The 22367-nt window shown below is 55.3% G+C and carries 22 protein-coding genes and 1 rRNA gene; 14 read left to right on the top strand and 9 right to left on the bottom strand.

The features are described from left to right. Positions 1–168 precede the first annotated feature (168 nt). Positions 169–284: ribosomal RNA gene (rrf, locus tag PGR10_RS09885) — 5S ribosomal RNA — on the top strand. A gap of 19 nt (positions 285–303) precedes the next feature. On the opposite strand, the gene PGR10_RS09880 is transcribed toward rrf, so the two are convergent. Further along, on the bottom strand, positions 304–774 hold the full coding sequence (locus tag PGR10_RS09880) for a hypothetical protein (protein ID WP_430923414.1): 471 nt from the start codon (positions 772–774) through the stop codon (positions 304–306). A gap of 71 nt (positions 775–845) precedes the next feature. On the opposite strand from PGR10_RS09880, the gene PGR10_RS09875 reads away from it, so the two are divergent. Continuing rightward, positions 846–2144, top strand: coding sequence for an MFS transporter (locus PGR10_RS09875; protein WP_113374507.1), 1299 nt, complete (start codon positions 846–848; stop codon positions 2142–2144). A gap of 2 nt (positions 2145–2146) precedes the next feature. Here PGR10_RS09875 and PGR10_RS09870 read toward each other — a convergent pair whose 3' ends face one another. From PGR10_RS09870 to trxC, 5 genes are all read right to left on the bottom strand, one after another. After that, the gene (locus tag PGR10_RS09870) at positions 2147–2470 is read right to left on the bottom strand and encodes a YfiM family lipoprotein (protein ID WP_087858385.1); all 324 of its coding nucleotides are present in this window, start codon (positions 2468–2470) and stop codon (positions 2147–2149) included. A 41-nt stretch (positions 2471–2511) separates the two neighbouring features. Beyond that, positions 2512–3867: a CDP-diacylglycerol--serine O-phosphatidyltransferase gene (gene pssA / locus PGR10_RS09865; protein WP_308958535.1), complete on the bottom strand. Its 1356-nt coding sequence runs from the start codon at positions 3865–3867 to the stop codon at positions 2512–2514. 96 nt (positions 3868–3963) lie between these two features. Next, positions 3964–6639, bottom strand: coding sequence for a bifunctional acetate--CoA ligase family protein/GNAT family N-acetyltransferase (locus PGR10_RS09860; RefSeq protein ID WP_087858387.1), 2676 nt, complete (start codon positions 6637–6639; stop codon positions 3964–3966). Between the two features lie 35 nt (positions 6640–6674). Then, positions 6675–7373, bottom strand: coding sequence for a tRNA-uridine aminocarboxypropyltransferase (gene tapT, locus PGR10_RS09855; protein ID WP_087858388.1), 699 nt, complete (start codon positions 7371–7373; stop codon positions 6675–6677). 69 nt (positions 7374–7442) lie between these two features. Continuing rightward, the gene (gene trxC / locus PGR10_RS09850; RefSeq protein WP_015370277.1) at positions 7443–7868 is read right to left on the bottom strand and encodes a thioredoxin TrxC; all 426 of its coding nucleotides are present in this window, start codon (positions 7866–7868) and stop codon (positions 7443–7445) included. A gap of 204 nt (positions 7869–8072) precedes the next feature. On the opposite strand from trxC, the gene PGR10_RS09845 reads away from it, so the two are divergent. After that, positions 8073–9143, top strand: a complete 1071-nt coding sequence (locus PGR10_RS09845; protein WP_015703188.1) for a tRNA/rRNA methyltransferase — start codon at positions 8073–8075, stop codon at positions 9141–9143. A 55-nt stretch (positions 9144–9198) separates the two neighbouring features. On the opposite strand, the gene ung is transcribed toward PGR10_RS09845, so the two are convergent. After that, positions 9199–9888 carry a uracil-DNA glycosylase gene (ung, locus tag PGR10_RS09840; RefSeq protein ID WP_020078167.1) on the bottom strand — a complete coding sequence of 230 codons (690 nt, stop codon included), beginning with the start codon at positions 9886–9888 and terminating at the stop codon, positions 9199–9201. 312 nt (positions 9889–10200) lie between these two features. On the opposite strand from ung, the gene grcA reads away from it, so the two are divergent. Beyond that, positions 10201–10584 carry an autonomous glycyl radical cofactor GrcA gene (gene grcA / locus PGR10_RS09835; RefSeq protein WP_002914084.1) on the top strand — a complete coding sequence of 128 codons (384 nt, stop codon included), beginning with the start codon at positions 10201–10203 and terminating at the stop codon, positions 10582–10584. Positions 10585–10630: 46 nt separating this feature from the next. On the opposite strand, the gene srmB is transcribed toward grcA, so the two are convergent. Beyond that, the gene (gene srmB / locus PGR10_RS09830) at positions 10631–11962 is read right to left on the bottom strand and encodes an ATP-dependent RNA helicase SrmB (protein ID WP_087858389.1); all 1332 of its coding nucleotides are present in this window, start codon (positions 11960–11962) and stop codon (positions 10631–10633) included. A gap of 130 nt (positions 11963–12092) precedes the next feature. Here srmB and trmN point away from each other — a divergent pair, with 130 nt between their 5' ends. Beyond that, the gene (gene trmN / locus PGR10_RS09825; protein ID WP_430923413.1) at positions 12093–12830 is read left to right on the top strand and encodes a tRNA(1)(Val) (adenine(37)-N(6))-methyltransferase TrmN; all 738 of its coding nucleotides are present in this window, start codon (positions 12093–12095) and stop codon (positions 12828–12830) included. Here trmN and nadB read toward each other — a convergent pair. Further along, entirely contained in the window at positions 12815–14434 is a 1620-nt protein-coding gene (gene nadB, locus PGR10_RS09820) for an L-aspartate oxidase (RefSeq protein WP_015370283.1), read from the bottom strand. The two genes, trmN and nadB, sit on opposite strands and share 16 nt — an antisense overlap. A 324-nt stretch (positions 14435–14758) precedes the next feature. Here nadB and rseD point away from each other — a divergent pair, with 324 nt between their 5' ends. The 9 genes from rseD to era all read left to right on the top strand — a co-directional run bounded on the left by rseD (position 14759) and on the right by era (position 22356). Continuing rightward, positions 14759–14860, top strand: a complete 102-nt coding sequence (rseD, locus tag PGR10_RS09815; protein ID WP_157195214.1) for a rpoE leader peptide RseD — start codon at positions 14759–14761, stop codon at positions 14858–14860. After that, positions 14857–15432, top strand: a complete 576-nt coding sequence (gene rpoE / locus PGR10_RS09810; RefSeq protein WP_002914074.1) for an RNA polymerase sigma factor RpoE — start codon at positions 14857–14859, stop codon at positions 15430–15432. Before rseD ends, rpoE begins: the two co-directional genes overlap by 4 nt. A gap of 32 nt (positions 15433–15464) precedes the next feature. Beyond that, positions 15465–16115: an anti-sigma-E factor RseA gene (gene rseA / locus PGR10_RS09805; RefSeq protein WP_015370285.1), complete on the top strand. Its 651-nt coding sequence runs from the start codon at positions 15465–15467 to the stop codon at positions 16113–16115. Next, the gene (gene rseB, locus PGR10_RS09800) at positions 16115–17071 is read left to right on the top strand and encodes a sigma-E factor regulatory protein RseB (protein WP_045392783.1); all 957 of its coding nucleotides are present in this window, start codon (positions 16115–16117) and stop codon (positions 17069–17071) included. Before rseA ends, rseB begins: the two co-directional genes overlap by 1 nt. Further along, positions 17068–17547, top strand: a complete 480-nt coding sequence (gene rseC / locus PGR10_RS09795) for a SoxR-reducing system protein RseC (protein WP_430923412.1) — start codon at positions 17068–17070, stop codon at positions 17545–17547. The genes rseB and rseC overlap by 4 nt, the downstream gene beginning before the upstream one ends. Before the next feature lie 184 nt (positions 17548–17731). Continuing rightward, positions 17732–19531, top strand: a complete 1800-nt coding sequence (lepA, locus tag PGR10_RS09790) for a translation elongation factor 4 (RefSeq protein WP_008803765.1) — start codon at positions 17732–17734, stop codon at positions 19529–19531. A 14-nt stretch (positions 19532–19545) separates the two neighbouring features. Then, complete coding sequence (gene lepB / locus PGR10_RS09785; protein WP_045392778.1) at positions 19546–20520, top strand: signal peptidase I; 975 nt, start codon at positions 19546–19548, stop codon at positions 20518–20520. 253 nt (positions 20521–20773) lie between these two features. Next, positions 20774–21454 (top strand): ribonuclease III, encoded by a 681-nt coding sequence (gene rnc, locus PGR10_RS09780; protein ID WP_020078171.1) that lies wholly within the window; start codon positions 20774–20776, stop codon positions 21452–21454. Continuing rightward, the gene (era, locus tag PGR10_RS09775) at positions 21451–22356 is read left to right on the top strand and encodes a GTPase Era (RefSeq protein ID WP_015370290.1); all 906 of its coding nucleotides are present in this window, start codon (positions 21451–21453) and stop codon (positions 22354–22356) included. Before rnc ends, era begins: the two co-directional genes overlap by 4 nt. Positions 22357–22367: the final 11 nt, after the last annotated feature.

The following is a 22367-nucleotide window of genomic DNA, read 5'->3' as shown; positions in this document are numbered from 1 at the left end:
TGATAGGTCGGGTGTGTAAGCGTAGCGATACGTTGAGCTAACCGATACTAATGAACCGTGAGGCTTAACCTTACAACGCCGAAGATGTTTTGGCGGATTTGAGATGATTTTCAGCCTGATACAGATTAATCAGTACGTCGTTATGACGGGCTGGTAAAACAGAATTTGCCTGGCGGCGATAGCGCGGTGGTCCCACCTGACCCCATGCCGAACTCAGAAGTGAAACGCCGTAGCGCCGATGGTAGTGTGGGGTCTCCCCATGTGAGAGTAGGGAACTGCCAGGCATCAAATAAAACGAAAGGCTCAGTCGGAAGACTGGGCCTTTTGTTTTTGTGTTTTGCGGTCAGACGCTCCGCCATCTTCCCCGGTGGCGCTGCGCTTACCGGGGCTACAGACCGCGTAGCAACCCGTAGCCCGGGAAAGGCGCCTCGCGCCGCCCCCGGGGAAAGCGATCATATCAATATAAATGAAAGGCTCAGTCGGAAGACCGGGCCTTTTGTTTTTGTGTTTTGCGGCCAGACGCGCCGCCATCTCCCCGGTGGCGCTGCGCTTACCGGGGCTACCGATCCGCACCTCCTGCGGGGAAGATCGCGCCATATCCACACGCTCACCTTCATTCAAAGCCATATAAAACCCCGTTGTTATACCCACTTCGCCATAATTCACTTTTTCACTGCTCATGTACTGACGTAAATCGCGAAAACCAGTGTTACGAAAAAAAATGTGAATACAATCACATATAAATAAATAACAATTATATAACATTTGGTTCACTAATTAATTTGTCCAAGTGACGTGTCACGCCCGATGAGACAGATTACGGTCTTTGCTGGAGCAAAATTATAATGACAGAAAGTAGCATTAACGAGCAGGGGGCCCTGGAGCAGGGCGATACCCGGCGCCGTGTATGGGCAATTGTGGGGGCATCTTCAGGGAACCTGGTGGAATGGTTTGATTTTTATGTCTACTCATTTTGCTCACTCTATTTTGCGCACATCTTCTTCCCTTCAGGAAATACCACCACTCAATTGTTACAAACGGCCGGAGTTTTTGCCGCTGGCTTCCTGATGCGCCCCATCGGCGGCTGGCTATTTGGCCGCATTGCTGACCGGCGCGGACGTAAAGCCTCAATGCTTATTTCGGTATGCATGATGTGCTTCGGCTCGCTGGTGATTGCTTGTCTACCGGGATACGCCACTATCGGTACCTGGGCACCGGCGCTGCTGTTGCTGGCACGTCTGTTCCAGGGCCTGTCCGTTGGCGGGGAATATGGCACCAGTGCGACCTACATGAGTGAAGTGGCAGTAGAAGGAAAGAAAGGATTCTACGCCTCTTTCCAGTACGTTACGTTAATTGGCGGTCAACTGCTGGCGGTGCTGGTCGTTGTCGCGCTACAGCAAATCCTCAGTGATGAAGACTTGCATGCCTGGGGATGGCGTATTCCTTTTGCGCTGGGCGCCGTACTGGCCATCGTCGCGCTGTGGCTGCGCCGTCAGTTGGATGAAACCTCGAAGCAGGAAACTCGTGCGCTGAAAGAGGCCGGTTCCTTTAAAGGTTTGTGGCGTAATCGCCGCGCTTTTGTCATGGTGCTGGGCTTTACCGCCGCTGGCTCGCTGACTTTTTACACCTTCACCACCTACATGCAAAAATATCTGGTGAATACCGCAGGCATGTCGGCCAGCACCGCCAGCATGATTATGACGGCGGCGCTTTTCGTGTATATGCTGGTACAACCGCTGTTTGGCGCCTTCTCGGATAAGGTGGGGCGCCGCACTTCAATGCTATGCTTCGGCGTGCTGGCGACGCTGTTTACCGTGCCAATCTTGAGTGCGCTGCAGAATGTTAGCTCGCCGTATGCCGCATTTGCGCTGGTGATTTGCGCGTTGTTGATCGTCAGCTTCTACACTTCCATCAGCGGTATCCTGAAGGCGGAAATGTTTCCAGCACAGGTTCGCGCGCTGGGCGTGGGCCTGTCCTATGCGGTAGCAAACGCGCTGTTCGGCGGTTCGGCTGAATATGTCGCGCTGTCGCTTAAATCTGCGGGAATGGAAAATGCCTTCTACTGGTACGTGACGGTAATGGCGGCGATTGCCTTCCTGGTCTCCCTGATGCTACATGGCAAAGGGAAGGGCCTGCGTTTGTAACCTTATTGATGCGCCAGTTGCCACACCGCATAGCCGGTGGTGGCGCCGGCGACATCCCAGGCGAAATCCTTCCAGCTCCAGCCGCTCCCAGCCGGGCGGCTGTCCCATAACTCTTTTGATGCCCCCAGACTAACGGAAAACATCAGGCCGATGGCGGCGCTGCGATCGCGGCTGTATCCCTGATGCTGCGCATATTCATTGCCGGCCGCGGAGAGCATTGCCGACGCGAGAAAGTGTTGGGCCTTGTCCTGACCACGCCAGGAATCATTGGCCATATGGCTGCAACCACTGAGCAGAAGAGGGATAATAATCACGAAGTAGCGCATAGTGCTTCCTGAAAAAAGCCCCGTATTACGGGGCGTTGATCTTAGAGAATGCGGCTGATAAGACGGTCGATGCGGATGCGTCGCAGACGGCGGATGAGCTTTTTCACCTTCACCGGATAGTCGGCGATGCTTTGTAGATCGCGATAATGCTTCACTACCGTCGTATGCGTACGGATGAGCTGAAGCTCCTTTTCCCGCATTTCGCGCAGTTGATGCTTAGGATCGTGGATAAGCACGGCATTTTCCAAATCCAGCCGCCAGGCGCGCGGATTGAGGTTGTTGCCGGTCAACAGCATCCATTCGTTATCAACCCACATACCTTTCAGGTGGTAGCTGTTATCGTCATCTTTCCATAAACGCACGATGAGCTGATCGGTATTCACATAATATTGCAGTCGGCTCAGGAAGCGACGCAGGTTAATTTCGTACAAATAAGGCAATGCGCCGATGATTTTAAACGGCTGATCTTCCGGGATATAGAAGTCGTTCGCGGTCTTATCGCCGACGATGATTTCCACTTTTTTGCCGTTGCGTAGCAGAGAAATAATATTTCTGACCAGTACGGCGGGCAGGTTGAAATACGGGGTGCAGATGGTCAGCTTATGTTCCGCACACGGCATCAGGTGGAAGATAGTCTTGTTGAGCAGGCTCGATTTACCGAGCCCGACCAGCGGTGTGACTGACAGTTGATCTTCATCGGCATTGCCGGTGAAGTGATAGCCGCTTTCGCGCAGATCCTGGCGATACAGGCGGATATCATTTTTGATTTCCGGGCTTTTCGGCCGATCCGGGCGATCCAGTCGATTTACGCCGCGCCCCTGTACCAGGTTGTGCTCGACCCAGTCGAACATTACGTCGGCCATCTTGCCGTTGCGGATGCACTGATAGCGATCGTAGCGATATTTATCATGCTGATGCAGGTACACATCATTCAGGCTGGCGCCGCTATAGATGACGCTATCGTCGATGATGAAGCCTTTAAAATGGAGCACGCCGAGCGCTTCCCGGGTATTGACCGGGACGCCATAGACCGGGATTTCAATCCCAGGGTTTTCCTGGGCCATACGACAGTACCAGTCGGCATTGGTATTGGAGGCTGCTGCGCCGATGCGGCCGCGCTGGGCGCGATGCCAGTCAACTAGCACGCGTACATCCAGTTCCGGACGTTGACGTTTAGCGTCATACAGGGCTTGCAGTATTCCTTTTCCGCCATCATCTTGCTCGAGGTAGAGCGCAATAATGCAAATACGCTGGGTGGCGTGGGCTATCTTTGCCAGTAGCGCCTGGCGGAAATCAGCCGGCGCGTAAAAGAACTCGATATCATCAACTGACTGAGAGAGCTTAGGGAGTTGGGCAAGGTGTTGTTGATGTTTATTACGCTTAAATTTTGACAACATCACAGTGCGTTTCTTCTCTGTTTATTGAAGGGTCTTCTGTACCATGCAGACGACGTAAGCGGGCAATAATACCATCACTACCCGCGAATGTGGTCATTAATTGCTGTCGCTTGTCACCGAATGTAACGTATTTAGTGCAAGAGACAGGCTTACAATTCCGTCTTCTAACTGGATATCCACTGCAAAGCCAAGTTTCCTGGCGAGGCCTATCATGCCGCGGTTATTTGGCATGGTGATGCCATTTAAGCGCTGTAATCCGTGTCCTTGCGTGTAGGCGATCAGCTTTTCAAGGAGCTGTCGGCCAAGGCCTAGACCTTTCAGGTCCGAGCGTACCAGTACGGCAAACTCGGCATCAATATTATCAGGGTCGGAAATCGCTCTGGTCACGCCGAGGATCTCGCTTCCTTGCTCCGTGGCGCGTACCGCAACAAAAGCCATTTCACGATCGTAGTCGATCTGCGTCATATTGGCTAAGTCGTCATGGGTGAATTCGTTGATCTCGCTGAAGTAGCGGTAATAGAGATCTTCTTTGGTGACCTGCTCAATAAAGGCTAATAACAGAGGTTCATCCTCAGGCAGGATCGGCCGGAACAGGCAGCGCTCGCCGTTTTTCATTACCACCCATTCCTCAAGTTGCTGCGGATAGGGTCTGACTGCCAGCCGGCTTTCGCTGTCGCCGCTAAATGGCGCCAGGCTGAGAGTAACGTCGAGGGCGGTAAATTCGTTGCCGGAAGCAAGCAAGGGGTGAATATCCAGCCGCTGGATCTCGGGGCAATCGACGATCAGGTTAGAGACCTGTACCAGCAACTGGCTGAGACCGGGAATATCAAGCGGGCGTAGCGCGCTGCGTCCGCGGATCTTTTTGCTCTTGATGGCCTGGATCACCAGATAACGCGCCAGGTTCATATTCAGCGGCGGCAGGGCGACCGCGGCTTGATTTTCCGCTCGCCATTCGACGCCGCCCTCGCCAAGCATAATCAGCGGGCCGAAAAGCGGGTCATGCTCGACGACGACCCGAAGTTCCTGTGCCCCGGCGCGGTTGGCCATGCTCTGTACCAACAGGCCATGAATGCGCGCCTGCGGCCAGGCCATTTTTACCCGGTCAATAATCGCGTCCGCCGCCTGCTGGACTTCAGCAGCAGTACGCAAATAGAGCATAACGCCCTGAACTTCAGATTTATGCGGAATATCCGGCGAACGTAACTTCAAGGCCACCGGGTAGCCAATCTGCTCGGCGATATGTACCGCTTCGGCGCTGTCGGCGGCAATCCAGGTGGGAAGAGTATGGATGCCGTAGGCGCGCAGCACCGGGCTGACCTCATGGGTGTCCAGTGAGGTCGCGCCTTCGCTCAGCGCGCGCTGCAACAGCGTGTGAGCCTCGGCGGTATTGGCGGTCAACGTATCGGACAATACCGGCGTTTCACGGAGCTGTTTCTGGTTGCGACGGTATTCCACCATATGCATAAAGGCGGTAATGGTACCCTCGGGTGTGCGATAGGTTGGAATACCTGCCTCGCTAAATAGCCGTCGCGCCTCCTGGGAGGAGAACTCCCCGCACCAGTTCGTCAGCACCGTGACGTATTTTCCGCGCGGATGACGCTTAAGGGCATCAATCAACGCCAGCGCGCTTTCGGTACCCGGCGCCGCGGCGCTGGGGGAGTGAATCACCAGCAGCGCATCATAATCCTGGCTGTCCAGCAATACATTCAGCGCTTTGAGATAGTGCTCGCTACTGGCGTCATCGCGCAGATCCAGAGGATTAGCCACTTCGACGCCTGTCGGTAACGCCTGCCTGAGCTGGTCACAGGTGGCTTCACTGAGATTGGCGAGCTTGCCGTTACGCAGCCACAGTTCGTCCAACGCCAGCGCTGCCGGCGCGGCGCCATTACTGATGATCATCAGCTTTTCGCCGCGCAATGGGCGCATATGGCTCAGGGTTTCAACGGCGGAAAAGAGTTCATGGGTGTCCTGCACGCGCAGCAGCCCCGCCCGCTGAATAGCGGCGTCCCAGGCGGGATCCATCCCTGAGTTTACATGCAGTAATTTCTGCGCCGCCGGGCTGCGGCCGCTTTTAATGACCAGAATGGGTTTATTACGCGAGGCGCTACGGGCAGCGGAGACAAAACGCCGGGCATCGCTGAGATGCTCCAGATAGAGCAGGATAGCGCTGGTTTTGCTATCGCGGGCGAGAAAATCGAGCAGGTCGTCGACGTCGATATCAAGGCTATCGCCCAGCGCAATAAAGTACGAAAAACCCATTTCACGCTGCTGCGCCCAGTCCAGAATGGTGTTAGAGACGGCGGCGGATTGCGAGATAAACGCCAGCTTGCCGCGCTGGATAGGGACCGGCGAAAAGCTGGCGTTCAGCCCCTGCCACGGTGCCAGTAGCCCCAGGCTGTTGGGGCCGAGCAGACGCATTTGATAACGGGCGGCGCATTCGAGCAGCGCCGGGTACTGATCCGGCTGTGAAGAGAGGATAATGCAGGTTTTACACCCTTTCCGCCCTAAGGCCTCGAGCAACTCGAGGTTGCGCCGGGCGTTAGTACAGAGCACCGCCAGGTCCGGGGTAAACGGCAGGCTGTCGATAGTCGGCCACGCCAGTACGCCAAGCACCGCCTTCCAGGCGGGCGTCACCGGCAGGACCGGGCCATTAAAACCGCCGGCCAACAGATTGCGCATCATTAAATAGCCAGCGCGCTGCGGTTTCATCGATGCGCCAATGACGGCGATCGATTTTGGCCGCAGCAGTGCTTCCAGGCCTCGTTGGCTCATACCGGTCTCCTTTGATCCCCAGTGACCGAATGATTTTAAACGCTTTCAGCCTGTTGTGCTGTGATACTGCCCTTATGCTGCGTTTTTCCCGCCAGATAGCGGCTTCTGAACAGGCTAAAGTGATCGCCAAGCGCGGCAGCCGCCTGCGCGTCGCCGGCTAAGTCCAGCAGGGCGATGGCGACTTCCGCCGTACAGTACTGGCCGTCGGCATGGGCCTCGCGCAGGTGATAGGCGGAGATGCGCGACAGGTCGACAGAGATCACCGGCAGCGCATCGAGATACGGGCTTTTGCGAAACATTTTCCGCGCTTCCGTCCAGGTGCCGTCGAGCATAATAAACAGCGGCGGCTTACCCTCCGGCGGGGCGCTCAGTACCTGACGATCCGCTCCGGCATAAGAGGCCGGAAAGACGACCATGGGCTGATAATCAGGGTTGGCGACCAGATCGAGCAGCGCCCGCGGCGGCTCGGTACGCGACCACTGAAACGCTTCGGTGTTGGGCAGAATATCGGCGATAAGGCGTCCGGTATTGCTGGGCTTCATTGGCTCGGTGTCGAACATCACCAGGCAAAAACGGCTGTCGGCAGGTGCCGGCGCCAGCGTTGCGCACAGACACTGTTTTAGGGGGAGCAGGCAGCGCTGACAGCGGCGGATGCGGTTGCCGCGAGCAAGAAAAGGCCGGGTTGCGCGCGCGAGGCGTTCGGCGCGTAGCCGAAGGACAGCGTTATCAATCATGGGAGTCGCTAATGAAAAACGCTATTGTCGCAGAGGAGAAAACGGGGCACAAGCGGTGCCCCGGTGGGTTTACTGCTGGTTGGCTTCGTTCAGCCAGCTATCGAAGGGCGCTTTGGGGACGGCGCCATTCAGCATGTCGACCATTTCACCATTTTTGAACATCATAATGGTTGGAATGCTACGGATGCGGAAGCGAGCGCTCAGTTCGCGTTCGGCTTCGGTGTTCACTTTCACAAAACGCATTTCGCCGCTGCGCTCTTCAGCCACATCTTCAAAGATCGGCGCGAAGCTACGGCATGGGCCGCACCACGGGGCCCAGAAATCAATAACGACTGGCAGATCGTCCTTTAATAGTTTATCCAGCGTTGCCCCGGTCGCGTTGATGACATCGCCGTCAAAAAGATCGTGGCCGCAGCGTCCGCACTTGGCGCCATCAGCGCTACGGTCTTCGGGGATGCGGTTAAGAGCCTGACAACTGGCACAAACGGTATTCATAACTAACCTCTGGTTATGGGGTTGCAGCGCGGCACGTGGCCGATTTGTTTCTGTAATGTTACATATTATCGATGAGGCGCGAATAAAGGACAATGTCTTTTGTTCGATGGTTACAATAGACCAAGGCTTTTAAATGAAATAATGGCTAAGTGAAGATACATCGGGTAATCTTCGCGCTTCGCGCAGCGCAGGTGGAGAAAATAGATGAGCGACGAACTGAAAAATAAAAGCGGCAAGGTCAAAGTGATGTATGTCCGCAGTGATGATGATTCTGACAAACGTACCCATAACCCTCGTACCGGGAAAGGGGGAGGTCGTCCAGGAAAGTCACGTGTTGACGGCCGCAGCCGCCCTGCGCGCGATGAACGTAACAGCCGCGGCGACGATCGCAAACGCGACGATCGCAAGCGCAATGATTTTAACCGTGATGATGCATCCCCGTGGCGTACCGTTTCCCGCGCCCCTGGCGATGAGACGCCGGTAAAAGAAGATCACGGCGGCATCAGCGGTAAGAGCTTTATCGATCCGGAAGTACTGCGTCGTCAACGTGCCGAAGAGACTCGCGTCTACGGCGAGAACGCCTGTCAGGCGCTGTTCCAGAGCCGTCCGGAAGCCATCGTACGTGCCTGGTTTATCCAGAGCGTCACTCCGCGCTTTAAAGAGGCGCTGCGCTGGATGGCGGCCAACCGTAAGGCCTACCACGTTGTGGACGAAGCCGAGCTGGCGAAGGCGTCTGGTACCGAACACCACGGCGGCGTCTGTTTCCTGATCAAAAAACGTCATGGTACTTCCGTGGCCCAGTGGGTGGCGAAAGCAGAAGCCGAAGATTGCGTACTGGCGCTGGAAGATGTCGGCAACCCGCACAACCTCGGCGCGATTATGCGTAGCTGCGCGCACTTTGGCGTGAAAGGCGTAGTAGTGCAGGATGCCGGCGTGCTGGAGTCTGGCGCGGCGATCCGTACTGCAGAAGGCGGTGCGGAACATGTTGAGCCGATCACCGGCGACAGCTTTATCGATACCCTGACGCAGTTCCGTCAGGCTGGCTACGCTATCGTCTCTACGTCCAGCCATAACGGTACGCCGCTGTTTAAGGCCGAGCTGCCGAAAAAAATGGTGCTGGTATTAGGCCAGGAGCGCGACGGTCTGTCCGATGCGGCGATCTCCAGCTCTGACCTCAACGTCGCCATCGACGGCACCGGTAACGTCGAAAGCCTTAACGTCTCCGTGGCGACCGGCGTGCTGCTGGCGGAATGGTGGCGTCAGAATAAGGCCTGATATCGGTCTCTGAATGCAAAAAGCCAGCTGATGCTGGCTTTTTTATTGCCGTCGCTTACTCGCTTTCAGCGGGCAGCACCGGCATCCAGTCAATGGGCGCCTCACCGCGTTCGGCCAGCCACTGGTTGGTTTGCACAAAGTGGTTGCAGCCGAAGAAACCGCGGTGCGCCGACAGCGGCGATGGGTGCGGCGCTTTCAGCACGCAATGGCGCTGGCGATCGATAATGGCGCCTTTTTTCTGCGCGTGTGCGCCCCACAATAAAAATACCACTCCTTCACAATGCTGGTTAATCAGCGCTATCACTTTATCGGTAAAGGTTTCCCAGCCGAGACTGGCGTGTGAATGCGCCTGGCCGGCGCGCACCGTTAACACGGTATTAAGCAGAAGCACGCCCTGGCGTGCCCAGCTTTCGAGATAACCATGCGCCGGGCGCTGAAAGCCGGGGATGGTGCCTTCCAGCTCTTTATACATGTTCAGCAGCGACGGCGGTATCTGCACTCCCGGTAAAACAGAAAAGGCCAGACCGTGCGCCTGTCCCGGGCCGTGATAGGGATCCTGACCTAAGATGACCACTTTGACCTCGCCCAGTTCGGTATAGCGAAAGGCGTTAAAGACATCTTTCTGCGGCGGATAGATAGTCATGCCGGACTGGCGCTCTTCGGCGACGGTCTTGAGGGTGTTGAGAAAATAGGGCTGCTGCTTCTCTTCCGCCAGCACGTCGTGCCAGGTTAATGGGGTGGTCATGTTGCTCTCCTGCAAAGTGTCATGCCCATAGCTTAACTGCTTCTTTCTGCATAACAAAATCGCGACGTTATTCCTGACTGATTGCGCATAAAAAAAATTGAAAATTTACAATATTTTTTATGGCATCTACTGGCGTAACTTGATGTAAAACAATACTATCCCTATATACCCACTTTGAGTGAGTGGTTTTTGTTGATTTAAATCAATGAATGCCGGGTGAGCGGCTGATATATATACACTCATACAACAATGGTTTTACCAATTGGCCGCTAAGAGGCCAAAATCGAATAAACACTGCCTGGGAGGCATCAAATGATTACTGGTATCCAAATTACTAAAGCGGCAAACGACGACCTGCTGAACTCTTTCTGGCTGCTGGATAGCGAAAAAGGCGAAGCGCGCTGCCTGTGTGCCAAGGGTGGTTTTGCGGAAGATGACGTGGTTGCGGTGAGCAAACTGGGTGAAATCGAATACCGTGAAATCCCGGTAGACGTGAAACCGGAAGTCCGCGTGGAAGGCGGTCAGCACCTGAACGTGAACGTGCTGCGTCGTGAAACCCTGCTGGATGCCGTTGAGCACCCGGAAAAATACCCGCAGCTGACTATTCGTGTTTCCGGCTACGCGGTACGTTTTAACTCTCTGACTCCGGAACAGCAGCGCGACGTTATCGCTCGTACCTTTACCGAAAGCCTGTAAGGCTGAAGCCAGATGTGAAAACGCCGGGATATCCCGGCGTTTTTTTTTACTCTTCGTTAGACGTTGACGGCGTCCCGGCAGCGCTTGGCTTACGGCGCTTACCGATGTTTTTGGTATCGCGGTGGCGTTTCTTCACCCGCGGCTTCTCTTTTTCTTTCTCTTTTTTCTCGGCGCGTTTCGCCAGTACTTTCTTTGAAGGCTTACCGGTTAACTTCTCGCTCGGCGCGCGGGTTTTCGGTCGCAATTCATCAATCACGCGCGCTTTCAGCGGTTCTTCAACGTAGCGGCCGATTTTGCCCAGCAGCAGGTGATCGTGCGCTTCAACCAGCGAAATAGCGGTGCCTTTCTTACCAGCACGGCCGGTACGGCCAATACGGTGCAGATAGATATCGGCGGTGCGCGGCATATCGAAGTTAAACACGTGGCTGACATCCGGAATATCAATACCGCGCGCGGCGACGTCGGTGGCAATCAGCACGTTCACGCGACCATCGGTCAGGCGTTTAATCGCTTCGTTACGTTTGATCTGCACCATTTCGCCTTCCAGCCAGCAGGTGGTAATGCCAGCTTCGTGCAGCTTAGCGGCCAGTTCGTGAACGCGCTCGCGTTTACGCACGAACACGATAGAGCGGGTTGCTTCCGGTTGCTTCAGCAGATTAACCAGCAGCGCGGTTTTATGATCGATATCATCGGCGCGATAGTACCACTGGTGAATTTTTTTACGTTCGCGGGTCGACGGATTTGCAGAAACTTCAACCGGCTCTTCCAGCAGGCGTTCGGCAAAGTCTTTAATTGCATCGCCTTCCAGCGTGGCGGAAAACAGCATGGTCTGCTTGCGCCAGCGGGTTTCACCGGCGATGGTTTCGATATCCTGGGCAAAGCCCATGTCCAGCATGCGGTCCGCTTCATCAAGGATCAGCGTTTCTACCGCGCGGCAGTCGAAGTTCTCTTCTTTAATATACTGCAGCAGGCGACCGGTGGTGGCGACCACGATATCCTGGTTTTCGCTGAACACTTCCGCGTGGTTCATGTACGCAACGCCGCCGGTAATGGTGGCAATATCCAGATGGGTATGCTTCGCCAGTTCGCGGGCGTGATCGGCAACCTGCATCGCCAGCTCGCGGGTCGGCGTCAGGATAAGGATCCGCGGCGGCCCCGATTTCTTACGCGGGAAATCAAGCAGATGCTGCAACGCTGGCAGCAAATATGCCGCAGTTTTACCGGTGCCTGTCGGCGCAGAACCGAGAATATCACGGCCATCAAGCGCAGGCGGAATAGCGGCGGCCTGAATGGCTGTCGGGCGTGTGAAACCTTTATCCTGGAGCGCTTCCAGCAGGTTTTCGTCGAGTTCAAGTTCGGAAAAAGTCGTTACAGTCATGTTCTACCTCTGAGTGGGCCGCCGATTATAGACGTTACTGACGTAATGTTCATCTGTTTGTAAGGCTATCTGTTCTCCGGTATTGTGCATAGCCTTAAGCACAGGAGTTTTTGTCAGCAAGGTTTTGAGGATGTCTCAGTCGAAGTTTGCGCTGCCGCGCAATGGTTTTACCTTTAAACAATTTTTTGTCGCCCACGATCGCTGCGCCATGAAAGTCGGTACCGACGGTATTCTGCTGGGCGCCTGGGCGCCGATTGCTCAGGTGAAGCACGTGCTGGATATCGGAACCGGTAGCGGTTTGTTGGCATTAATGTTAGCCCAGCGTACCGCGGATTCGGTCCAATTGGATGCGGTGGAGTTGGATGAAGAGGCCGCGGCGCAGGCGCGGGATAACGTGGCGGCCAGCAGCTGGTCTGGACGCGTCGCGGTATTTCAGGCGCCGATTCAGCAGTGGCAGCCGCAGCTGCCGCGGCGCTATGAGCTTATCGTCAGCAATCCGCCGTTTTTTGCCGAAGGTGTACCTTGCGCGACGTCGCAGCGCGAACAAGCGCGTTATACCACCTCACTCGATCATACGACGCTGCTCGCCTGCGCCGCGGATCTGATTACCGAGGAGGGCTTTTTCTGCGTAGTGCTGCCGGTGGATATAGGTAATGCGTTTGTCGATAGGGCGAAAGCGATGGGATGGCATTTGCGCTTACGCACCGACGTGGCGGAAACAGAAATGCGTCCGCCGCATCGCGTCCTGCTGGCATTCTCTCCCAGCGCCGGCGAGTGTTTCAGCGATCGGCTGGTGGTTCGTGGGCCAGAGCAGCAGTACTCTGAAGGCTTTACCGCCCTGACCCGCGATTTCTATCTCTTTATGTGAGCAAGCGGCGAGAGCACCGACGGACCGCTGTTTTCCTGCGTGTCCGGATAGTCGAGCGTATAGTGCAGGCCGCGGCTCTCCTTACGCTGCATGGCGCAACGCACGATAAGCTCGGCCACCTGCACCAGATTGCGTAGCTCCAGTAAGTTATTGGAGACGCGAAAACGTGCGTAATACTCATCCAACTCTTGCTGCAGCATAGTAATACGCCGCAGCGCTCGTTCCAGCCGGCGGGTGGTACGCACAATTCCGACATAATCCCACATTAGCAGGCGCAGTTCGTGCCAGTTATGTTGAATCACCACCAGTTCATCCGGGATCTCAACCTGGCTTTCATCCCACGGCGGCAGCTGTTCCGCCGCTTGCGCCAGCGGCAGGCGTTTGGCAATGTCCTCGGCTGCCGACCAGCCGTACACCAGACACTCCAGTAATGAGTTCGAGGCCATGCGGTTGGCGCCGTGCAGCCCGGTGTAGCTCACCTCGCCGATAGCGTAAAGGCCGTCGACGTCGGTACGTCCGTTATCATCCACCATCACGCCGCCGCAGGTATAGTGGGCGGCTGGCACGATAGGCACCGGCTCTTTGGTTAAATCAATGCCGAGGCCGAGTAGCTTTTCATAAATCATCGGGAAATGTTGGCGAATAAACGCTTCGGGCTTATGGCTAATATCCAGATACATGCAGTCGACGCCGAGGCGTTTCATCTCATGGTCGATGGCGCGGGCGACGATATCGCGCGGGGCCAGTTCGCCGCGCTCGTCGAAGTCCGGCATAAAGCGGCTACCGTCAGGCCGTTTCAACAGCGCGCCTTCGCCGCGCAGGGCTTCCGTCAGGAGGAAGTTTCGCGCTTGTGGATGAAACAGCGCGGTAGGGTGGAACTGGTTAAATTCGAGATTGGCCACACGGCATCCCGCGCGCCAGGCCATGGCGATGCCGTCGCCGGAGGAGACATCAGGGTTGGTGGTGTATTGATAGACTTTAGCTGCGCCGCCGGTCGCGAGCACCACGGCTCTTGCGCTGCAGGTTTCTACCTTTTCCTTATTACGGTTCCAGATCCATGCGCCCACCACCCGCCGGGTACCCGGCAGGCCAATCTTATCGGAGATAATCAGGTCAACCGCGTTGCTACGTTCCAGAATGGTGATATTCGGATGTGCCAGCGCTTTGCCAACCAATGTCGTCTCAACCTCTTTACCGGTGGCATCGGCGGCATGCAGGATCCGCCGATGGCTATGGCCGCCTTCGCGGGTCAGATGGTAGCTCTCTTCGCCATTGGCCTGGACCTGGGTATCAAACAGTACCCCCTGATCGATAAGCCACTGTACGCAGGGTTTGGCGTTGCTTGCGACAAAAGAGACGGCATGACGGTCGCAAAGGCCGGCCCCGGCGATGAGCGTATCTTCGACGTGGGATTCGATGCTGTCGGTTTCGTCGAAAACGGCGGCAATCCCTCCCTGGGCATAGAAAGTTGAACCTTCGCTAACCGGGCCTTTGCTCAGGACGGTAACCGAGTGGCGTTCCGCCAGGCGCAGCGCCAGAGACAATCCGGCAGCGCCGCTGCCGATAATCAATACATCGCAGGAAAAGTCGGGAGTCGTCTTCATAGCTTCTGTTTAATTTACTAAACACAATGGCCTCACCATAGCACCTGGTGGGGCTAAATCGTACAATTATTTTCGTGAATAGTTGTGCGGGCTAAACAAGGCAGACGGAAAAGTAAATATGTAAACGAAAGAAAATATTTGCGAAGCAGGCCGTTACCTTCAGATTTTATAGTGAAAAATAAGTTGGGTTACGTTACCCTTCAGGCGGGCCTTGCGCTTTTTCTTCATTAGCTTACCTGGCGTTGAACAACGGGACTTATAATGAGAGATAACAATCAGTCCACCGTTGTCAGACAAAAATCAAAAGCGTAACGGAACTTTATTGTGTTCAGACACTCCAAACGTCTGCTTGCTCATAATGCAGTGCTTGGGTGGTGTTCTGAATACGCATGGGAATTGGGTTTGGGGAGACATTACCTCGGATGAGCGAGCAGTTAACGGATCAGGTCCTCGTTGAACGGGTCCAGAAAGGAGATCAGAAAGCCTTTAACCTACTGGTAGTGCGCTATCAGCACAAGGTGGCAAGCCTGGTCTCCCGCTATGTACCGCCGGGCGATATCGCTGACGTTGTTCAGGAATCGTTCGTGAAGGCGTGGCGTGCGCTGGATTCTTTCCGGGGGGATAGCGCTTTTTATACCTGGTTGTATCGTATCGCCGTGAACACGGCAAAGAATTATCTGGTTGCTCAGGGACGCCGTCCGCCATCAAGCGATGTTGACGCCAACGAGGCGGAAAACTTCGAAAGCGGCGGGGCATTGAAAGAAATTTCGAACCCTGAGAACTTAATGTTGTCAGAAGAGCTGAGACAAATAGTTTTTCGTACCATTGAATCGCTCCCGGAAGATTTACGCATGGCAATTACGTTGCGGGAGCTGGATGGCCTGAGCTATGAAGAAATAGCCGCCATCATGGATTGTCCGGTTGGCACGGTACGTTCGCGTATCTTCCGGGCACGTGAAGCTATTGATAATAAAGTTCAACCGCTAATCAGGCGTTGACGATAGCGGAATACTGGAAAAGGGTATCAGGCATGCAGAAAGAAAAACTTTCGGCCTTAATGGATGGTGAAACGCTGGATAACGAGCTGCTCAATGAGCTGAGTCGTTCTTCTGAAATGCAAAAAACCTGGGAGAGCTACCATCTCATCCGCGACACGCTGCGAGGCGATACCGCTGAGATGCTCCAATTTGATATCTCAGCTCGCGTGATGGCCGCCATCGAGAACGAACCTGCTCGTCAGGTTGCGCCGCTTATTCCTGAATCTCAACCCGCTCCACACCAGTGGCGTCAAATGCCTTTCTGGCAGAAAGTGCGCCCGTGGGCCAGCTCGCTTACCCAAATGGGCGTGGCAGCGTGCGTTTCTCTGGCAGTTATCGTCGGTGTCCAACAGTATAACGGACACTCCGATGCCTCCCAGCAGCCGGAAGCGCCAGTCTTCAACACCATGCCGATGATGGGCAAAGCTAGCCCGGTTAGCCTGGGCGTTCCGGCCGATGCCTCCGCCGGCAGCGGTCAGCAGGCGCAGGTTCAGGAGCAACGTCGTCGTATTAATGCTATGCTGCAGGACTATGAATTGCAGCGTCGCCTGCACGCTGAGCAGCTTCAGTTTGGCCAGGCCCAGACTCAGCAAGCCGCTGTTCAGGTGCCGGGTTATCAAACTTTAGGAACGCAATCGCAGTAATGAAGCAACTTTGGTGTGCCATGTCGCTCATGGCAGGCAGCCTGTTCTTCTCCACCAACGCCTCGGCTGATACATCGTCCGGGGCGTTGTTGCAGCAGATGAACCTGGCTAGCCAGTCCCTCAACTACGAGCTGTCTTTTGTCAGTATCAACAAACAGGGCGTTGAGTCGCTGCGCTATCGTCACGTGCGGTTGAACAACCAGCCCCTTGCTCAGTTGCTGCAGCTCGACGGTCCTCGTCGGGAAGTGGTGCTGCGCGGTACTGAAATCAGCTATTTTGAACCCGGTCTCGATCCCTTCACCCTGAACGGCGACTATATCGTCGATTCCTTGCCGTCTCTGGTGTATACCGATTTCAAAAAGCTGGCCTCGTATTATGATTTCATCTCCGTTGGCCGGACGCGTATCGCCGATCGCCTATGCGATGTAGTGCGCGTGGTGGCCCGCGACGGTACGCGCTATAGCTACATTGCGTGGTTGGATGCCGAGACCAAGCTGCCGCTACGCGTCGACTTGCTCGACCGCGACGGTGAAACCCTGGAGCAGTTCCGGGTGGTCTCATTCAATATCGGTGATAACGTAAGCTCGAGTATGGAAGCGCTGTCAAAAGCCAGCCTGCCGCCGCAACTGTCGGTTCCGGAAAGCGGCAATAAAGCCAACTTTAACTGGGCGCCAACCTGGCTGCCGCAGGGCGTGACGGAAGTTTCCAGCAGCCAGCGTCGTTTACCGACCTTCGACGGTCCGGTCGAGTCTCGTCTCTATTCCGACGGTCTGTTTAGCTTCTCCGTTAACGTTAACCGCGCGACGGCTAACAGCAGCGATCAGCTGCTGCGCACCGGTCGCCGTACCGTCAGCACTTCGGTGCGCGATAACGCCGAAATCTCGGTGGTTGGCGAATTACCGCCGCAGACGGCAAAACGTATCTCAGATAGCATTAAGTTCAGGGCCGCGCAATGATCAAAGAGTGGGCGACTGTCGTCTCCTGGCATAACGGCGTGGCGCAGGTTCACTGCGATGTTAAAGCCTCTTGCAACAGCTGCGCCTCGCGCGCCGGTTGCGGTAGCCGGGTGCTCAATAAACTGGGGCCGCAAACCAGCCATACCATTAGCGTTCCCTGCGACCAGCCGCTGACGGCCGGGCAAAAAGTTGAGCTGGGCATTGCTGAAAGCAGCTTGCTGGGTTCAGCGATGCTGGTCTACATGGCGCCGCTGTTCGGGCTGTTTGTGATGGCATCTATTTTTCAGGTGTTGTTTGCCAGCGATATTGCTTCGCTGTGCGGCGCGTTGCTTGGCGGCGTCGGCGGATTCTTGGTGGCGCGCGGGCTGTCGCCGAAGCTGGCTGCTCGCCAGTCGTGGCAGCCGGTGATTTTAAGCGTCGGTTTACCGCCGGATTTGCTGCGTGTTGATACGCCTTCCTCTGAAATGGGGCAGTGATTTCACTGTCCCTCATCTTTATTTACGCTTCCTGATACAACGCCACAATTCTGCCGTTATGCTGGATCTAACAGCATTTCCTGGTTTCGCGGATGTAGTGTAGAATGCGGCGTTTTCGGATTAAAAAACGTCAGGCACAGAACAGCGGCCTCATGAGACTCGTAAGGCATAATTAACTCTAAATATGAAGAATATACGTAACTTTTCGATCATCGCTCACATCGACCACGGTAAGTCGACGCTGTCTGACCGTATCATCCAGATTTGCGGTGGCCTTTCTGATCGCGAAATGGCGGCCCAGGTTCTGGACTCCATGGACCTTGAACGTGAGCGCGGCATTACCATCAAGGCGCAGAGCGTCACCCTCGACTATAAAGCCAGCGATGGTGAAACCTATCAGCTTAACTTTATCGACACCCCGGGCCACGTTGACTTCTCTTATGAAGTCTCGCGCTCCCTGGCAGCGTGCGAAGGCGCGCTGCTGGTGGTTGACGCCGGGCAGGGCGTAGAAGCCCAGACCCTGGCGAACTGCTATACCGCGATGGAAATGGACCTCGAAGTCGTTCCGGTTCTTAACAAGATCGACCTGCCTGCGGCCGACCCTGAGCGCGTAGCGGACGAGATTGAAGATATCGTCGGTATCGACGCTCACGACGCGGTTCGCTGCTCGGCGAAAACCGGTGTTGGCGTGCCGGATGTGCTGGAACGTCTGGTACGCGACATTCCGCCGCCGGAAGGCGATCCGGACGCGCCGCTGCAGGCGCTGATTATCGACTCCTGGTTCGATAACTATTTAGGCGTCGTGTCGCTGGTGCGTATTAAAAACGGCACCATGCGCAAAGGCGACAAAATTAAGGTGATGAGCACCGGTCAGGTCTATAACGCCGACCGTCTGGGCATCTTCACCCCGAAACAGGTTGACCGTACCGAACTCAAATGCGGCGAGGTGGGTTGGCTGGTTTGCGCTATTAAAGACATCCTCGGCGCGCCGGTGGGCGATACCCTGACCGCGGCGCGTAATCCAGCGGATAAGGCGCTGCCGGGCTTCAAAAAAGTGAAGCCGCAGGTCTACGCCGGTCTGTTCCCGGTGAGCTCTGATGACTATGAGAACTTCCGCGATGCGCTGGGTAAACTGAGTCTGAACGATGCATCCTTGTTCTATGAGCCGGAAAGCTCAACGGCGCTGGGCTTCGGCTTCCGCTGCGGCTTCCTCGGCCTGCTGCACATGGAAATCATTCAGGAGCGTCTGGAGCGTGAATACGATCTTGACCTGATTACCACCGCGCCGACGGTAGTCTATGAAGTAGAAACCACCTCGAAAGAGGTTATTTACGTCGATAGTCCGTCGAAGCTGCCGCCGCTGAATAATATTCAGGAACTGCGTGAACCGATCGCCGAATGTCACATGCTGCTGCCGCAGGAGTTCCTCGGCAACGTGATCACCTTGTGTATCGAGAAACGCGGCGTGCAAACCAACATGGTTTACCACGGCAAACAGGTTGCGCTGACCTATGAAATCCCGATGGCGGAAGTGGTCCTCGACTTCTTCGACCGTCTGAAGTCCACCTCCCGCGGCTATGCGTCGCTGGATTATAACTTCAAGCGTTTCCAGGCCTCTAACATGGTGCGCGTTGACGTACTGATCAACGGTGAGCGCGTCGATGCGCTGGCGTTAATTACGCACAACGACAACGCGCCGTATCGTGGCCGCGAGCTGGTCGAGAAGATGAAAGAGCTGATCCCGCGTCAGCAGTTCGATATCGCGATTCAGGCGGCTATTGGCAACCACATCATCGCGCGCTCTACCGTCAAACAGCTGCGTAAAAACGTCCTGGCGAAATGCTACGGCGGTGATGTCAGCCGTAAGAAAAAGCTGCTGCAGAAGCAGAAAGAAGGTAAGAAGCGTATGAAACAGGTTGGTAACGTTGAACTGCCGCAGGAAGCGTTCCTCGCCATTCTGCACGTTGGTAAAGACGGCAAATAATCTAAGGAGTTGGCATGGCGAACATGTTTGCCCTGATTCTGGTCATTGCGACCCTCGTCACAGGGCTGTTGTGGTGTCTGGATAAGTTCATATTCGCACCGAAACGTCGTGAACGTCAGGCCGCTGCTCAGGCAGCGACCGGCGATCAGCTGGACAAGAAAACGCTGAAGAAGGTCGGCCCAAAACCGGGCTGGCTGGAAACCGGCGCCTCTATCTTTCCGGTGCTGGCGATTGTGCTGATTGTGCGTTCGTTTATCTATGAACCGTTCCAGATCCCGTCAGGTTCGATGATGCCGACTCTGCTGATTGGCGATTTTATCCTGGTGGAGAAATTCGCCTATGGTATTAAAGATCCGATCTACCAGAAAACGCTGATCGAAACCGGTCATCCGAAGCGCGGCGACATCGTGGTATTTAAATATCCGGAAGATCCGCGCCTTGACTACATCAAGCGTGCGGTTGGTCTGCCGGGTGATAAAGTCACTTACGATCCGGTCGCTAAACAGGTCACGATCGAGCCTGGCTGCGCGTCGGGTCAGGCATGCGGTAGCGCCTTGCCGATCACCTACTCCAACGTCGAACCAAGCGATTTCGTTCAGACCTTCTCCCGTCGCAACGGCGGTGAAGCCACCAGCGGTTTCTGGCAACTGCCAAAAGGCGAAACCAAAGCCGACGGTATTCGTCTGACCGAGCGCAAAGAAACGCTGGGCGAAGTGACCCACCGTATTCTGACGGTACCTATCGCTCAGGATCAGGTGGGGATGTACTATCGTCAGTCTGGCCAACCACTGGCAACGTGGGTCGTTCCGCCGGGTGAATACTTCATGATGGGCGATAACCGCGACAACAGCGCCGACAGCCGTTACTGGGGTTTCGTGCCGGAAGCGAACCTGGTGGGTAAAGCCACCGCCATCTGGATGAGCTTCGAAAAACAGGAAGGTGAGTGGCCAACCGGCGTACGTTTATCGCGCATCGGCGGCATCCACTAATTCCCCATCTTAATTCACGCTGCTGGTGCAATAACGGCAGCGTGAATTATTTAGTATTTAAATCCATCCAAACTAACGACATCCCTTGTCGTTGCGTATAGAATATCCCCCCGAAGTTTTTGGTTGTCTCTCGAAAGAGTGACACTGCACACGAAACCGCGTTGGTTAGTTTCTGCCCTTATATATCAAGGGTATGTATGCTCAGGTCGGTTTCGTGTGCTGCATCTTTGACGCATTCATTTATTGGTAACGCATGAACCCCATCGTAATTAATCGGCTTCAACGAAAGCTGGGCTACACTTTTGTTCATCAGGAGCTGTTGCAACAGGCATTAACTCACCGCAGTGCCAGCAGCAAACACAACGAGCGTCTCGAGTTTTTAGGCGACTCTATTTTAAGTTTCGTGATCGCCAATGCGCTCTATCATCGTTTCCCTCGGGTAGACGAAGGAGATATGAGCCGTATGCGCGCGACGCTGGTGCGAGGCAATACGCTGGCGGAAATCGCCCGCGAATTTGAACTGGGCGAGTGCCTGCGCCTTGGGCCTGGCGAGCTGAAGAGCGGCGGTTTTCGTCGCGAATCGATTCTGGCTGACACCGTAGAAGCCTTAATCGGCGGGGTTTTCCTCGACAGCGATATTCAAAATGTTGAACGCTTAATCCTCTCCTGGTACCAGACTCGTCTGGATGAAATCAGCCCGGGCGATAAGCAAAAGGATCCGAAGACTCGTCTGCAGGAGTATCTGCAGGGGCGTCATCTGCCGCTGCCGTCCTACCTGGTCGTCCAGGTACGCGGCGAAGCGCACGATCAGGAATTTACTATCCACTGCCAGGTCAGTGGCCTGAGTGAACCGGTGGTTGGCACAGGTTCCAGCCGTCGCAAGGCGGAGCAGGCTGCCGCCGAACAGGCGCTGAAAAAACTGGAGCTGGAATGAGCGAAGAAAAAAGTTATTGCGGATTTGTCGCCATCGTTGGTCGTCCAAACGTTGGCAAATCCACGCTGTTGAACAAGCTGCTGGGGCAGAAGATTTCGATCACTTCCCGTAAAGCGCAGACTACCCGTCACCGCATCGTCGGTATCCATACCGAAGGGCCGTATCAGGCGATTTATGTTGATACCCCGGGCCTGCATATGGAAGAGAAGCGCGCGATTAACCGCTTAATGAACAAAGCGGCCAGCAGCTCGATTGGCGACGTGGAACTGGTTATCTTTGTCGTTGAAGGCACCCGCTGGACGCAAGATGACGAGATGGTGCTGAACAAGCTGCGCGATGCGCGCGCGCCGGTGATTCTGGCCGTCAACAAAGTTGATAACGTGCAGGAAAAAGCGGATCTGCTGCCGCACCTGCAGTTCCTTGCCAGCCAGATGAACTTCCTTGACATCGTGCCGATCTCTGCGGAAACCGGCACCAACGTTGATACTATCGCGTCGATCGTACGTAAACATCTGCCGGAAGCGATTCATCACTTCCCGGAAGATTACATTACCGACCGTTCCCAGCGCTTTATGGCCTCCGAGATCATCCGCGAAAAGCTGATGCGTTTCCTCGGCGCTGAACTGCCGTACTCCGTGACCGTCGAAATTGAACGTTTCGTGAGTAACGAACGCGGCGGTTACGACATCAACGGTCTGATCCTCGTCGAGCGTGAAGGACAGAAGAAGATGGTAATTGGCAACAAAGGCGCCAAAATCAAAACCATCGGCATCGAAGCGCGTAAAGACATGCAAGAGATGTTTGAAGCGCCGGTGCACCTCGAACTGTGGGTCAAAGTGAAATCCGGCTGGGCCGATGACGAGCGCGCGCTGCGCAGTCTCGGTTACGTTGACGACCTCTGAGTTAACGCAAC

Origin of the sequence: Klebsiella sp. 141198 (assembly GCF_050600785.1) — a bacterium.
GTDB lineage: Bacteria > Pseudomonadota > Gammaproteobacteria > Enterobacterales > Enterobacteriaceae > Klebsiella > Klebsiella aerogenes.
This window is presented reverse-complemented; position numbering and strand designations above follow the sequence as displayed.